The sequence below is a fragment of the Streptomyces flavofungini genome, from assembly GCF_030388665.1.
Lineage (GTDB): Bacteria > Actinomycetota > Actinomycetes > Streptomycetales > Streptomycetaceae > Streptomyces > Streptomyces flavofungini_A.
In genome coordinates this window covers 3,271,138-3,284,861 of the sequence record NZ_CP128846.1, presented here as the reverse complement: position 1 = coordinate 3,284,861, position 13,724 = coordinate 3,271,138, and the positions used below count along the sequence as shown (strand labels likewise).

The following is a 13,724-nucleotide window of genomic DNA, read 5'->3' as shown; positions in this document are numbered from 1 at the left end:
CCCATGGCGACCACGGCATCCAACACGGCAACCGGCACCGCATCCGACCCGGCATCCAAGCTGCTCGAAGTCCGCGACCTGCACGTGGAGTTCAGGACCCGCGACGGCGTCGCCAAGGCCGTCAACGGCGTCGACTACGCCGTGGACGCGGGCGAGACCCTGGCCGTGCTCGGCGAGTCCGGCTCCGGCAAGTCCGTCACCGCCCAGGCCGTCATGGGCATCCTCGACATCCCGCCGGGACGCATCACCTCAGGCGAGATCCTCTTCCAGGGCCAGGACCTGCTGAAGCTCAAGGAGGAGGAGCGGCGCAGGATCCGCGGCGCGGGCATGGCCATGATCTTCCAGGACGCCCTCAGCTCCCTGAACCCGGTGCTCAGCGTCGGCGACCAGCTCGGCGAGATGTTCATCGTGCACCGGGGGATGTCCCGCAAGGACGCCCGCGCCAAGGCCGTCGAGCTGATGGACCGGGTCCGCATCCCCGCCGCCAAGGAACGCGTCACCCAGTACCCGCACCAGTTCAGCGGCGGCATGCGCCAGCGCATCATGATCGCCATGGCGATGGCGCTCGAACCCTCCCTGATCATCGCCGACGAACCCACGACCGCCCTCGACGTCACCGTCCAGGCCCAGGTCATGGAGCTCCTCGCCGAGCTCCAGCGCGAGCTGAACATGGGCCTCATCCTGATCACCCACGACCTCGGCGTGGTCGCCGACGTCGCCGACACCATCGCCGTCATGTACGCGGGCCGGATCGTCGAGAAGGCCCCCGTCCACGAGATCTACAAGGCCCCCGCGCACCCGTACACCAAGGGCCTGCTCGAATCCATCCCGCGCCTCGACCAGAAGGGCCAGGACCTCTTCGCCATCAAGGGCCTGCCGCCCAACCTCATGAACATCCCGCCCGGCTGCGCCTTCAACCCGCGCTGCCCGATGGCCCAGGACGTGTGCCGCACCGACGTCCCGCCGCTCGCCAGGGTCACGTACGAGGGACTCACCGCTGAGCGGCACAGCGCCTGCCACTTCTGGAAGGAGACCCTCCGTGGCTGACATGGCCAAGACGGCGGACGCGGCCGAGAAGCCGGTCACGACCGAGCCGCTCCTCCGGGTCCGCGGGCTCGTCAAGCACTACCCGCTCACGCAGGGCATCCTCATCAAACGGCAGATCGGCGCCGTCAAGGCCGTCGACGGCGTCGACTTCGAACTCTCCGCCGGGGAGACCCTCGGCATCGTCGGGGAGTCCGGCTGCGGGAAGTCCACCGTCGCCAAGATGCTCGTCAACCTGGAGCGTCCCACCGCCGGCGAGATCCAGTACAAGGGCGAGGACATCACCAAGCTGTCGGGACGAGCCCTCAAGGCCGTCCGCCGCAACATCCAGATGGTCTTCCAGGACCCCTACACGTCCCTGAACCCCCGCATGACCGTCGGCGACATCATCGGGGAGCCGTACGAGATCCACCCCGAGGTCGCCCCCAAGGGGTCGCGCCGCGCCAAGGTCCAGGAACTCCTCGACGTCGTCGGGCTCAACCCCGAGTACATCAACCGCTACCCCCACCAGTTCTCCGGCGGGCAGCGGCAGCGCATCGGCATCGCCCGCGGGCTCGCCCTGCGGCCCGAGATCATCGTCGCCGACGAGCCCGTCTCCGCGCTCGACGTCTCCGTCCAGGCCCAGGTCGTCAACCTCCTGGACCGCCTGCAGAGCGATTTCCACCTCTCGTACGTGTTCATCGCCCACGACCTGTCCATCGTGCGGCACATCTCCGACCGCGTCGGGGTCATGTACCTCGGGCGGATCGTCGAGACCGGGACCGACTCCGAGATCTACGAACATCCGACGCATCCCTACACGCAGGCCCTGCTGTCCGCCGTGCCCGTACCCGATCCGGACGCCCGGGAGCACCGCGAGCGGATCATCCTGAGCGGGGACGTGCCGTCGCCCGCCAATCCCCCTTCCGGGTGCCGGTTCCGGACCCGGTGCTGGAAGGCGCAGGAGCGGTGCGCCCTGGAGGTGCCCGCGCTCGCCGTTCCGGCGGAGTTCCGGGGGGTTGCGGGGCCCGCGGCGCATGACTCGGCCTGCCACTTCGCGGAGGAGAAGCACGTGGTGCCGTGAGCGGCGCTCGCGGGACGTCCCGTGCGGGTGGGACGGGGGCGCCGCCGATCGCGCTTCGCGCTCGCCTCAAGCGCCGGACGGGCTTTCTCCCACCCACCCGCCCGAACTTGCACCATCCGGTCAACAGCCCGGCACATCTCAGCCCGTCCGGCGTTTGAGGACGAGGCCGCAGGCCGATCGGCGGCGCCCCCGGCCACCCGAAGGGGACACCCACCCCCGGGGTCCAGGGGCGCAGCCCCGGTTTCGGGAAGGGGCGGGGTGGGGGAGCAGGAAACATTCGGGCAACCCCGTCGACCCGTGGGGGAGACATCGGGCGGGCAAGGTGTGGGGGTACGGCCGTGCGGGTGCCGTTGGACCGGCCGGGGTGCGCCATGTCACCCCGGCCGGTCGCCGTGCGGTACGGGCGATTAAGGGAGGGACAGGGCGCGCTTCAGGAAGTCGACCTGGAGCAGGAGGAGGTTCTCGGCCACTTGCTCCTGGGGGGTCATGTGGGTGACTCCGGAGAGGGGCAGGACCTCGTGCGGCCGCCCGGCGGCGAGCAGCGCCGAGGACAGCCGCAGGGAGTGCGCCACGACCACGTTGTCGTCGGCGAGCCCGTGAATGATGAGCATCGGCCGGTGCGGCTCCCCGGGGTCGACGAGCCCGTCGTCGGAGACGAGGGAGCTGTTGCGGTAGGCCTCGGGCGAGGTCCGGGGGTCGTCGAGGTAGCGCTCCTGGTAATGGGTGTCGTAGAGGCGGAGATCGGTGACGGGCGCCCCGGCGACGGCGGCGTGGAAGACGTCGGGCCGGCGCAGGACGGCCATGGCGGAGAGATAGCCGCCGAAGGACCAGCCGCGCATGGCGACCCGCCCGAGGTCGAGGGGAAAGCGTTCGGCGAGCGCGTGCAGCGCCTCGACCTGGTCGTCGAGGGTGCGCGTGAGGTCACCCTTGACGGACTTCTCCCAGGCGGGCGAACGTCCCGGCGTCCCGCGCCCGTCGGCGACGACGACGGCGAAGCCCTGGTCGGCGAACCACTGCGAGGTGAGGTAGACGTTGTGGGCCCTCATCACACGCTGCCCGTGCGGACCGCCGTACGGATCCATGAGTACGGGAAGCGGCCCGTCCGCCGGGTCGTACCCAGTGGGGAGCAACACGGCGCACGGAATCCGCCGAGCGCCCCCTTCGACGAGCGTCACGCGCGGGGTGAGCCCCGGGCGCTGGGCGTGCGAGGCGACGGTCGCCACCTGCTTGCCGTCGCGCAGCACGGACACCCGTGAGCCGGGACGGTCGAGAGTGGCCGAAACCAGCACGGTGACATCGCCCGCGCGGACCGCCGAGTGCACCCCGGGCTCCTGCGAGACCCGCTCCACGCCGAGCTCGTTGACGCGGTAGACATGCACCTCGCCGATCTCCGGATCGGCGGCGCCCGGACCCGCGGACGCCGAGATCAGCGCGGAGTCCTCGGTCACGTCGAGCACGGCGCGCACATGCAGCTGAGGGCCCGTCAGCGGCCGCTCGCCCCAGGCGAGCACCCGCGCGCCGGCCTCGTCGGCGATCCGCACGAGCCGCCCGCTGGGCGACCAGGAGGGCGAACCGGGGAAGAGTTCGAGCCAGTCCGCGTCCTCGTCGGCGTGCACCATCCGCGTGGAGCCGTTGTCGGGGTCCACCGCGAGGTACAGGGCGCTGCGCTGGTCGCGGGCCTGCACCAGGAGCAGCGGCGCCCCGTCCGACGACCAGTGCACCCGCGCCAGGTACGGATAGCGGGCCCGGTCCCACGCGACCTCGGTGCGCACCCCGTCCAGGCCGACCACGAAGAGCCGCACGTCCGCGTTGTCGGTGCCCGCCGCCGGATAGGCGACCGACACCGGCTCCCGGTCCGGGTGCGCGGGGTCGGCGATCCACCAGCGCCGCACGGGCGCCTCGTCGACCCGCGCGACCAGGAGCCGGTCGGACTCGGGCGACCACCAGAAGCCGCGGTGGCGGTCCATCTCCTCGGCCGCGATGAACTCCGCGAGCCCGTACGTCACCGTGTCCGCCTCGACCGCGTCCGGCGCCGCGAGCGCCCTGTCGCCCTGGCCGTCGGCGCCCGTGACGCGCAGGGCGCCCCCGGACACGTACGCGATGTGCCGTCCGTCCGGCGAGGGCCGCGGGTCGATCACCGGGGCGGGGGCGGGCAGTTCGCGAGCGGTGCCCGCCCGCAGCTCCGCGACGAAGAGGCGGCCCGACAGGGCGAAGGCGGCGAGCTCCACGGCCGCGTCGGTGGCGTACCCGACGATGCCGGAGCCGCCCTCGCGGCTGCGCTCGCGCCGCGCCCGCTCCGCCGCCGAGAGCCGCTCCGCCGAGCCGTCGAGCAGCGCCCGCGGGTCGGCCGCGATCCGCTCGCCGCCGTCGTCCGCCAGGTCGAGGACCCAGAGCGCGCCCGACCGGTCCGTGCCGGACGCGGAGCGCACGAAGACGACGCGGGAGCCGTCGGGAGCCACGGTGAAGGCGCGCGGCGCGCCCAGGGAGAAGCGCTGCGTGCGGGCGTGCCGGCGTGGGAAGGAAAGCCGCTGCGCGGCACCGTCCTGGGGCCCGTCGGTTTCCGGGGTCTCGATGGTCATTCCCCGAGCCTATGGCTCATGCGCCCCTTGTGCTGCGGTGCTCCGACTCATGTGGCTCGACACATAGTTATGATCCGTAGCGCTTGGTGGGTATGACCTTGCTGGCACGGCGAGTTGGGTCCTGTCGGCCGGACGCAGGGGGCGGTCCCGAGGCGGCTCGGGGCAGCCGGTCGGAACGTTGTCGCGTGATGGGAATGGGAGGTGAACCGCCGTGGCACTCTCGGTTTCGGTGGTGCTGCTGCTGGCGATCATCGTGGTCATGCTGGTGCGGAAACAGGGGCTCAAGACGATCCACGCGATCGTCTGCGCGCTGCTCGGCTTCTATCTGGCGAGTTCGTCGCTCGCACCGACCATCGATGAGCTGTCGACGAACCTCGCGGGGGTCATCGAGGACATCAAGTTCTGACGACGCCCGCGGTACGGGCCGCCGCGGCCGGACTCGGCCTGGCGAGGGGAGCGGGGGGACAGGGGCCCGGCGGGCCAGAGTGCGACAAAGGGGGCGAATCGGGTCGAGGGGGCCCGAGGGCAGGGCGCGGGAGAGGTGAGCGCGCGCGGGGGGCTCGCGACCCCGCGGCGGGCGTGCTCCGGGCTCGTAGGCTGTTCCCATGACGGAACAGCCCGCCCGGCGCCTGCTGCTCGTGCACGCGCACCCCGACGACGAGTCGATCAACAATGGCGCGACCATGGCCAAGTACGCGGCCGGGGGCGCCCGCGTCACGGTGGTGACCTGCACGCTCGGCGAGGAGGGCGAGGTCATCCCGCCCGCGCTCGCCCATCTGACCGCCGACCGCGAGGACACGCTCGGCGCCCACCGCGTGGGTGAGGTCGCCGCCGCGATGAAGGAGGTCGGCGTCGCCGACCACCGCTTCCTCGGCGGCGCCGGCCGCTATCGCGACTCCGGGATGATGGGCACCGAGCAGAACCGCCGCCCCGGCGCCTTCTGGGCCGCCGACGTCGACGAGGCGGCGGCCCACCTCGTCGAGGTGATCCGCGAACTGCGCCCGCAGGTGCTCGTCACCTACGACCCCGACGGCGGCTACGGCCACCCCGACCACATCCAGGCCCACCGCGTCGCCATGCGCGCCGTCGACCTCGCGGCCGAGCCCGCCTTCCGTGCCGACCTCGGCGAGGCGCACACCGTCGCCAAGGTCTACTGGAACCGAGCCCCCCGCTCCACCGTCGAGGAGCGCTTCCTGCGGCTCCCGGACGAGCTGCCCGCGTCCCCGTTCACCGCCGTCGCCACGGTGGCCGACGTGCCGGGCGTGACCGACGACGAGCGCATCACGACGGAGATCGACGGACGCGCCTTCGGGGCGGCCAAGGCGGCGGCGATGCGCGCCCACGCGACCCAGATCGAGGTCCACGAGCCGCTGTTCGCCCTGTCCAACGGCCTGGCGCAGCCGATCTTCGACGTGGAGTACTACGAACTGGTGAGAGGCGAGGCGGTCACGGTGGACGGCGGACGCGAGACGGATCTGTTCGCGGGGATCGGCGTGACGGAGGGAGCGAAGTGAGCGCGCGGTCGAGGGCTTCTTCCTCCTCTTCTTCCTCTTCCTCCTCGTCCTCGTCCCCTTCGCCTTCTTCGTCCCCTCGGACTCCCTCGTCGGGGTCGTCGGGGTCGTCGGGTTCCAAGGGCGCTTCGGGCCCCAAGGGTGCTTCGGGTTCCCGGGGTGCTTCGGGTTCCAAGGGTGCTTCGGGTTCGGGCTCCTCGTCCGCGGCGAAGTCGCGTGGCTCGGGCGCCCCGGCCAACGCCGCGGCGCCCGGAAGCTTCCTCGCGCAGCCGCTGAACATCGTGCGCCTGGTGGCGTACGCCGGGCTCTTCCTGCTCGGCGCGGTCGTCGGGGTGGCGGGCGCACTCGCCCAACCGGCGTGGTTCCCGGGCGGATTGCTGCTCGCGCTCGCCGGTTGTGCCGGTGCCTTCTACGGCGGCTCGCGCGCCACCGGCACCCGGGGCGGCGCCGTCGCGCCCGCGGCGGGCTGGCTCGTCGCCGTCATGCTGCTCACCGCGACGCGGCCGGAGGGCGACTTCGTGTTCGGCGCGGGCCTCGGATCGTATGCCTTCCTGCTGGGCGGTATGGGGGTGGCTGTGATGTGTGCCACCCTCGGGCAGTCACCGCAACCGGGCGCGTCCGACGCCCGACTTGGCAAGTGACGTACCACTTGAGCCCGTGTCCCGCACGGGTTTGACGCCGGTCACGGGATGACTGTGGGCGGCGGCCAGTATGGTGGTGCGCGCCGCCGAGCCGCCCGAGTGGTCGAAACGGGCGGTGGAGCCAACCAGGAGAACCTGCCTTGAGTCGTGAAACTGACAGTTCGTCCTCCGGTCCCCAGGGCCGCACGGGCGCCGCGTACCCGTCGGGCACGCCGCCGTACGGCTCGCCCGCACAGGGCGCCGCGCCCGAGGGCGGTCCGGACGGCGCCGGCCAGGCGGCCGGCGGCGAGCGGAACGACGGACCCAAGACCGAGACCACGCTGACCACCCGCATCCGGATCAACATCCCCGGTTCGCGGCCGATCCCCCCGGTCGTCATGCGCACGCCCGTCGGTGACACCGACGGTGACAGAAGCGCGGACGACCGGCGTGCGGACGGAGCCGGGAGCGCGGAGTCGGGTACGAGCGCCCTCAGTGGCGCGGGCGCGACGGGTCTGTCGGGCCCCTCCGCCCTCGGGGCATCCTCCGCTTCCGCCGCCACGGCGGCCTCCCCTGCCGCCGGTACGGCCTCCTCCGGAGGCGCGGCCGCGCCCCAGGGAGCCGCGGGCGCCGAGGACGGCGACGAGAAGGCCAGTGACTGGTTCGCGCCGCGCAAGAGCCCCGCGAAGGGCGGCCCGGGTGCTTCGGGGTCCTCCGGCACGTCTTCCTCCGGTTCCGGTTCCGGTTTCGGCTCGTCCGGTTCCGGTTCCGGTTCCGGTTCTGGCGCCGGCTCGTCCGGTTCCGGTGGTCCGGGCTCCGGCTCCGGTACGGGCGCGTACGACGTGTCCGGCGCCGTCGCGGCGGGGCCGCTCGGGTCGGGCGGGCCGCGCGGCGGCGACGGGCAGCGCGCGGACCTGCCGTACTTCTCCGGCGCCGAGGGCGAGTACGAGGCCTCCGGCCAGGATCCGGCCGGGCCGACCGGCGGGCCGGTGACCGGCGACGGCCCCATGCTGCCGCCAGGACCCGGCCCCGGCCTCGGCGGCTATCCGAACGGCACCAACCTCTACGGCAGCGCGGGCTACGGCTCGGGCTCCGACGCCTTCCCCGACGGCGGCCCGCGGGGCGACGGCTCGGGCGGTCCAGGTGGCCCGGGCGGTCCCGGCGGTCCAGGTGGCCCCGGTGGTCCGGGCGGCCCCGGTGACCCCAACGGCCCCGGTGGCCCCGACACTCCCCCCGCCCCCAACGGCCCCGGCGCCCCCGTCACGCCTCGCCTCAGCGACGACACCGCCATCCTCACGCCGCAGAAGCCCGCCTCCGGCGGCCCCCGTCCGCCCGCCTCCGGCGCGCCCGGCGCGGGTGTGCCCGGCGGCCCCGGCGGCAACGTCTCCGGCGACACGCTGAACAGCGGCATCCCCGTCGTCCCGCCCGCGCAGAACTCGCCGTTCGCGCCCGGCGGGCTCGACGAGCCGGTGCCGCACACGCCGCCGAAGCTGCCCGAGCCGGTGCAGCCGAACGTCCCTGCGGCGCCCGCGGCCAAGAAGAAGAAAAAGGGCCGCAGCAAGCTCGTCCTGCTCGGCGGCGTGGTCGTCGTCCTCGGCTGCGGGGCGTACGGCGCGGGTCTGTTGATGAACCACGCCGACGTACCGAAGGGCACCACCGTCCTCGGTGTCGACATCGGCGGCGGCACCCGCGACGAGGCCGTGAAGAAGCTCGACGCGGCGCTCGGCGAGCGCGTCAACAAGCCCCTGAAGCTGACGGTGGGCGGCGACCAGGTCACCCTCAAGCCGGACCAGGCGGGTCTCACCCTCGACAGCCAGGCCACCGTGCGCGCCGCCGCGGGCAGCGACTACAACCCGGTGTCGGTGATCGGCGGTCTCTTCGGCGGCGAGCGCGTCGTCGAGCCCGAGATGCCCGTCGACGAGGAGAAGCTCGCGGCCGCCCTGGAGCGCGCGGCGGGCGGCTCGGGCTCGGCCAAGGAGGGCACCGTCAAGTTCGTGCCCGGCAAGGCCGTCGCCGTCTACGGCAAGGCGGGCAAGGGCATCGACGCCGCCAAGGCGTCCGACGCCGTCGCCGAGGCGTACAAGAAGCAGGTCGAGACGGGCAGCGCGGGCACGGTGGCGGTGCCGGTCACCGACCGCAAGCCCACGGTCTCGAACGCCGAGGTCGACGCGTTCATGACGCGGTTCGCGAAGCCCGCCATGTCCGCCAACGTCACTATCACCGTCAAGGGCACCAGCGCGTCGATCCCGCTCGGCCCCGCGAAGTCGCTGCCGCAGATCCTCGGCGCGAAGCCCGCGAGCAGCGGCAGGCTCACGGAGACGTACGACCTCAAGGCGCTCAAGCAGCTCTACGGCAACACGTTCGACGGCATCATGATCCAGCGCGGCAACGGCAAGAAGACGCCGGTCCAGCCGACGGACGTCGCCGTCGCCATGGGCAAGGCGCTCCGGGGCAAGACGCCCGCGGAGCGGGTGGGTGTGATCGAGACGAATCCGAGCTGACCGAGCCGGACCGGAACGGGCGGGGTGCCGAGAGGCGCCCCGCCCGTTCGCGTTCCCCGGCCCGCCGGACCGCCAGACCGCCGACCAGTCGGACCGCCGGTCGGCCGGCTGGTCAGCGGGTCGGCGTGGCGGCGGTCGTCACCCCGCTCTGTCACCCGTACGGCATGACAACTGTCATCCCGGTCCGGTCACACACGACACTGCCGCTGTACCGCTGTGACCAGCGAAGATGGTGCACATGACGACGACAGAGACAACGGCGGGCACGGCCCGGGGCACGGCTGCGGGAGCCATCGCGGGCACCACGAGCGCGGTGAGCTTCGACCGGGTGACCAAGGCGTACGGCGACGTGGTGGCTGTGGACGGGCTCAGCCTCGACCTGCACCCGGGCGAGACCGTGGCGCTGCTCGGGCCGAACGGCGCGGGCAAGTCGTCCACGCTCGACCTGCTCCTCGGCTTGCGGCGCCCGGACAGCGGCACGGTGAGCGTGTTCGGCACCGGACCGCGCGAGGCGATCACCGCGGGGCGGGTCGGCGCGATGCTGCAGAGCGGTGGACTGATGGACGAGGTCACCGTCGGCGAACTGGTGCGGCTGGCCTGCGACCTGCACCCGCGGCCGTACCGGGTGCCCGACGTCCTCGCCGCGGCCGGGATCGCCCAGATCGCCGACCGCCGCGTCAACAAGCTCTCCGGCGGCCAGGAGCAGCGCGTCCGGTTCGCCCTCGCCACCGCAGGGGCCAACGACCTGATCGTCCTCGACGAGCCGACGACCGGCATGGACGTCACGGCGCGCCAGGCCTTCTGGGCGACCATGCGCGAGCAGGCCGACCAGGGCCGCGCCGTCCTCTTCGCCACGCACTACCTGGAGGAGGCCGACGCGATCGCCGACCGCGTCCTGGTGCTGCACCGCGGCCGGCTCCTCGCGGACGGCACGGCCGCCGAGATCAAGGCCAGGGCGGGCGCCCGCAAGGTCAGCTTCGACCTGGACGAGCTGCGCGCGGACGGGGCGGCGGCCGTCGAACAGCGGCTGCGGGAGCTGCCGTTCCTGTCGGCGCTCGACATCTCGGGCCCCACGGTCCGGCTCCAGTCGACCGACGCCGACGCCACCGTGTACGCGCTGTACGGCCTCGGCGTCCACCCGCGCAACCTGGAGGTCGCGGGCCTCGGCCTGGAGCAGGCCTTCGTCGCGATCACGGCGGCGGAAGAGGCGAGGTCGGCGTGAGCGGGACGGGCGGAGCGATCGACGAAGCGGCCCGCGTGCGCGGTGCGGAGAAGAACAGCCACCCACGCGGCCCGGAGAAGAAGAGCCACCCGCGCGGCCAGGAGAAGAACAGCCACCCGCGCGGCCCGGAGAAGGAGAGCCCCATGACCACGCACGCCACACCGAACGCCCGTACCTCGGGCGGCCCGCGCTTCACCTCGGGTGCCCTGGTCACCCTGGAGGTCAGGCGCGCCCTGCGGAACAAGAAGTTCCTGTTCTTCTCCGTGCTCTACCCGGCGCTGCTCTTCGTGATCGTCGCGGGCGGCGCCGACAGCACCACCGAGGTGGACGGGACCGGGCTCGCGCTGCCCGCGTTCATGATGGTGTCGATGGCGTCGTTCGGCGCGCTCACCGCCGTCCTGATGGGCAACAGCGAGCGCATCGCCAAGGAGCGGCAGAGCGGCTGGGTGCGCCAGCTCAGGCTGACCAGCCTGCCGGGACGCGGCTACGTCCTCGCGAAGACGGCGAGCGCGGCCGTGGTCAGCCTGCCGTCGATCGTCGTGGTGTTCGTGACGGCCGCCACGGTCAAGGACGTGCGCCTGGACGCCTGGCAGTGGCTGGCCCTGACCGGCGCGATCTGGGCGGGCAGCCTGTGCTTCGCCGCGCTCGGCGTGGCCATCGGCTACAGCGCCACGGGCGACGCGGTGCGGCCCATCACGATGATCCTGTACTTCGGCCTGTCCCTGCTCGGCGGCCTGTGGATGCCGACCACCACGTTCCCGCACTGGCTCCAGACGCTCGCGGACTGGACGCCGACCCACGCGTACGCGGCCCTCGGCCGGGCCATCGAGCTGGGCGACGCGCCCCACGCCGGGGACGTCGTGCTGCTCGTCGCGTACTTCCTGCTGTTCACGGGCGGCGCGGCCTGGCTGTACCGAAAGGACACACTGAAGGCGTGAACGAACCACTCGACCCCGCCCGGCACCCCATGCACTCGTTCGGGCAGCCCGTCCTCGACCGCCGCCAGGCCCGCGTGAAGCTGGCCTGGATCGGCATCTGGCTGGTCTTCCTCGCCGGGCCCGTGAAGGACCTGATCGACGGCGGCCACGGCGTCACCGCCACCGTCCTCGGCTCGCTGGGCCTGACGGCGTTCGTCGGCTGCTACCTGACGCTGGTCTTCCGGTACACCACGAGGATCCGGGAGTGGGGCGTGGTGTACGTGACGCTCGCGGCCCTCGCCGTCCTCGCGGTGGTCCTCGCCGTGGGCATGGGGACGTCCTGGCTCGGCCTGTTCGTGTACGTGGCGGTGGCGGCGGGCGCGGTCCTGCCGATGCGGCGGGCGGTGTGGGCCATCCCGGCGGTCACGCTCACGATGATGGCGATCGGGACGCGGGAGACCGACGCGGCCGACCTGTTCCCCGGCCTCGGCGTCACGACGCTCCTCGTCGGGTTCGCGATGACGGGCGTGCGGCAGCTGATCCGCACCACCGTCGAACTGCGCCAGGCGCGCGCCACGGTCGCCCAACTGGCCGCCAACGAAGAGCGGCTGCGCCTCTCCCGGGACCTGCACGACCTCCTCGGCCACTCCCTGTCCCTGATCACCCTGAAGAGCGAGCTGGCCGGGCGCATGCTCCCCGACCACCCCGACAAGGCGGCCCAGCAGGTGGCCGACATCGAACAGGTCAGCCGCCAGGCCCTGGTGGACGTCCGCGAGGCCGTCACCGGCTACCGGCGGCTCACCCTGGCCGGGCAGCTCGCCGGGGCCCGTACGGCCCTCACCGCCGCCGGCATCGAGGCCGACGTCCCCCTGGAGGTCCCCGGCGGCGACGCGGCCCCGGACGAGGAGCGGGAGGCCGCGCTCGCCTGGGCGCTGCGGGAGGCGGTCACCAACGTCGTACGGCACAGCGGTGCCAAGCACTGCGCGGTCACGCTGACCCGCCGCCAGACCCTCGCGGGGCCCGTCCTGGAACTGGCGGTCGAGGACGACGGGGTGGGGCCGTCGGAGGGCGCCGCCGGACTCCCGTCCGGCAGCGGGCACGGCAACGGCCTCACCGGGCTCAGGGAGCGGCTCGACGCGGTCGGTGGGGTGCTGGACGTGGCATCGGGGGAGAGGGCCGGCGCGGGGGCCGGTTCGGTGTTCGGCGGGCGACGGCGGCACGGCGGCGACCGGCCGGGGTTCCGGCTCGCCGCTCGCGTACCGCTGCTGCCGGGCCCGGCGGAGGGCGCCGCGCCCACCGCCCTAGGATCGTCCGCATGAGCGGCACGCACGGGCCTGTGGGGGCCACGGGGGCAGAGAGCACGACCGGGGCCGACGGTGGCACGGGGCCCGGCGGGGCTTCCGGGACGGGCAGCGCGCCCCGCGCCGACAGCGGCACCGCCTCCGGCGACGGCACCGCATCCAGCAACGAAACCGCCCCCGGCGCCGACCGCCCGATCCGCGTCCTCCTCGCCGAGGACCAGTCGATGGTCCGCGAGGCGCTCGCCGCGCTGCTCGGCCTGGAGCCGGACATCGAGGTGGTCGCGCAGGCGGCCCGCGGCGACGAGGTCCTCGCCGCCGCCCGTGTCCACGCCGTGGACGTGGCGCTCCTGGACATCGAGATGCCGGGCCGCACCGGCATCGAGGCGGCGGCGGAGCTGCGGGCGGCCCTGCCGGAGCTGAAGGTCGTCGTGCTCACCACCTTCGGGCGGCCCGGCTATCTGCGCAGCGCCATGGAGGCCGGGGCGGTCGCCTTCCTGGTCAAGGACGCGCCCGCCGCCCAACTCGCCGACGCCGTCCGTCGGGTCCTCGCGGGGGAGCGCGTCATCGACCCCACGCTGGCCGCTGCCGCCCTGGCCGAGGGCGCCAACCCGCTGACGGACCGCGAGCGCGAGATCCTGCGCGCCGCGGCCGACGGCGCCACGAACGCCGAGCTGGCCGCCGCCCTGCACCTTTCCCAGGGCACGGTCCGCAACTACCTGTCGACGGCCATCCAGAAGCTCGCGGCCCGCAATCGCGCGGAGGCGGTCGGCATCGCCCGCGAGAAGGGCTGGCTCTGAGCGGCCGGGGGCCGTGTCAGAGCGGCCGAGGGCGTCGCCGAGCGGTCAGTTGAGCCGACCGGTCGATGCGGTCGGTCGACGCGGTGGGTCGATGCGGTGGGTCGGTCCCCTCGGTCGGTCCTGTCGGTCGGTCCTGTCGGTCGGTTGATCCGGTCGGTTGATCCGGTCG

The 13,724-nt window shown here is 73.4% G+C and carries 11 protein-coding genes; 10 read left to right on the top strand and 1 reads right to left on the bottom strand.

The annotated features are described in order from the left end of the window. Positions 1-3 precede the first annotated feature (3 nt). Together QUY26_RS13100 and QUY26_RS13095 are read left to right on the top strand one after the other, a co-directional pair. Entirely contained in the window at positions 4-1,047 is a 1,044-nt protein-coding gene (locus tag QUY26_RS13100; protein WP_289946219.1) for an ABC transporter ATP-binding protein, read from the top strand. A gap of 1 nt (position 1,048) precedes the next feature. Further along, positions 1,049-2,107 (top strand): ABC transporter ATP-binding protein, encoded by a 1,059-nt coding sequence (locus tag QUY26_RS13095; RefSeq protein ID WP_289955683.1) that lies wholly within the window; start codon positions 1,049-1,051, stop codon positions 2,105-2,107. 407 nt (positions 2,108-2,514) lie between these two features. Here QUY26_RS13095 and QUY26_RS13090 read toward each other — a convergent pair whose 3' ends face one another. After that, positions 2,515-4,686 carry a S9 family peptidase gene (locus QUY26_RS13090; protein ID WP_289946216.1) on the bottom strand — a complete coding sequence of 724 codons (2,172 nt, stop codon included), beginning with the start codon at positions 4,684-4,686 and terminating at the stop codon, positions 2,515-2,517. A gap of 211 nt (positions 4,687-4,897) precedes the next feature. Between QUY26_RS13090 and QUY26_RS13085 the strand changes: the two genes are divergently transcribed. The 8 genes from QUY26_RS13085 (at position 4,898) to QUY26_RS13050 (ending at position 13,555) form a co-directional block, all read left to right on the top strand. Then, entirely contained in the window at positions 4,898-5,092 is a 195-nt protein-coding gene (locus QUY26_RS13085) for a hypothetical protein (RefSeq protein WP_030359751.1), read from the top strand. A gap of 199 nt (positions 5,093-5,291) precedes the next feature. Continuing rightward, positions 5,292-6,200, top strand: a complete 909-nt coding sequence (gene mshB / locus QUY26_RS13080) for an N-acetyl-1-D-myo-inositol-2-amino-2-deoxy-alpha-D-glucopyranoside deacetylase (protein WP_289946213.1) — start codon at positions 5,292-5,294, stop codon at positions 6,198-6,200. A gap of 284 nt (positions 6,201-6,484) precedes the next feature. Next, positions 6,485-6,838 (top strand): DUF6113 family protein, encoded by a 354-nt coding sequence (locus tag QUY26_RS13075; RefSeq protein ID WP_436840504.1) that lies wholly within the window; start codon positions 6,485-6,487, stop codon positions 6,836-6,838. 140 nt (positions 6,839-6,978) lie between these two features. Beyond that, positions 6,979-9,318, top strand: a complete 2,340-nt coding sequence (locus QUY26_RS13070; RefSeq protein ID WP_289946211.1) for a hypothetical protein — start codon at positions 6,979-6,981, stop codon at positions 9,316-9,318. 238 nt (positions 9,319-9,556) lie between these two features. Next, on the top strand, positions 9,557-10,540 hold the full coding sequence (locus tag QUY26_RS13065) for an ABC transporter ATP-binding protein (RefSeq protein WP_436840317.1): 984 nt from the start codon (positions 9,557-9,559) through the stop codon (positions 10,538-10,540). Between the two features lie 143 nt (positions 10,541-10,683). Then, complete coding sequence (locus QUY26_RS13060; protein ID WP_289955681.1) at positions 10,684-11,478, top strand: ABC transporter permease; 795 nt, start codon at positions 10,684-10,686, stop codon at positions 11,476-11,478. A 29-nt stretch (positions 11,479-11,507) separates the two neighbouring features. Further along, on the top strand, positions 11,508-12,776 hold the full coding sequence (locus QUY26_RS13055; RefSeq protein ID WP_289955679.1) for a sensor histidine kinase: 1,269 nt from the start codon (positions 11,508-11,510) through the stop codon (positions 12,774-12,776). Beyond that, on the top strand, positions 12,773-13,555 hold the full coding sequence (locus tag QUY26_RS13050; RefSeq protein WP_436840316.1) for a response regulator transcription factor: 783 nt from the start codon (positions 12,773-12,775) through the stop codon (positions 13,553-13,555). The genes QUY26_RS13055 and QUY26_RS13050 overlap by 4 nt, the downstream gene beginning before the upstream one ends. Positions 13,556-13,724: the final 169 nt, after the last annotated feature.

What these genes read in the sequence shown, in the direction of transcription:
- QUY26_RS13055 (WP_289955679.1), top strand. Translation starts at nt 11,508, where the DNA reads ATGCACTCGTTCGGGCAGCCCGTCCTCGACCGCCGCCAGGCCCGCGTG.
- QUY26_RS13065 (WP_436840317.1), top strand. Translation starts at nt 9,557, where the DNA reads ATGACGACGACAGAGACAACGGCGGGCACGGCCCGGGGCACGGCTGCG.
- QUY26_RS13050 (WP_436840316.1), top strand. Translation starts at nt 12,773, where the DNA reads ATGAGCGGCACGCACGGGCCTGTGGGGGCCACGGGGGCAGAGAGCACG.
- QUY26_RS13095 (WP_289955683.1), top strand. Translation starts at nt 1,049, where the DNA reads ATGGCCAAGACGGCGGACGCGGCCGAGAAGCCGGTCACGACCGAGCCG.
- QUY26_RS13060 (WP_289955681.1), top strand. Translation starts at nt 10,684, where the DNA reads ATGACCACGCACGCCACACCGAACGCCCGTACCTCGGGCGGCCCGCGC.
- QUY26_RS13100 (WP_289946219.1), top strand. Translation starts at nt 4, where the DNA reads ATGGCGACCACGGCATCCAACACGGCAACCGGCACCGCATCCGACCCG.
- QUY26_RS13090 (WP_289946216.1), bottom strand. Translation starts at nt 4,686, where the DNA reads ATGACCATCGAGACCCCGGAAACCGACGGGCCCCAGGACGGTGCCGCG.
- mshB (WP_289946213.1), top strand. Translation starts at nt 5,292, where the DNA reads ATGACGGAACAGCCCGCCCGGCGCCTGCTGCTCGTGCACGCGCACCCC.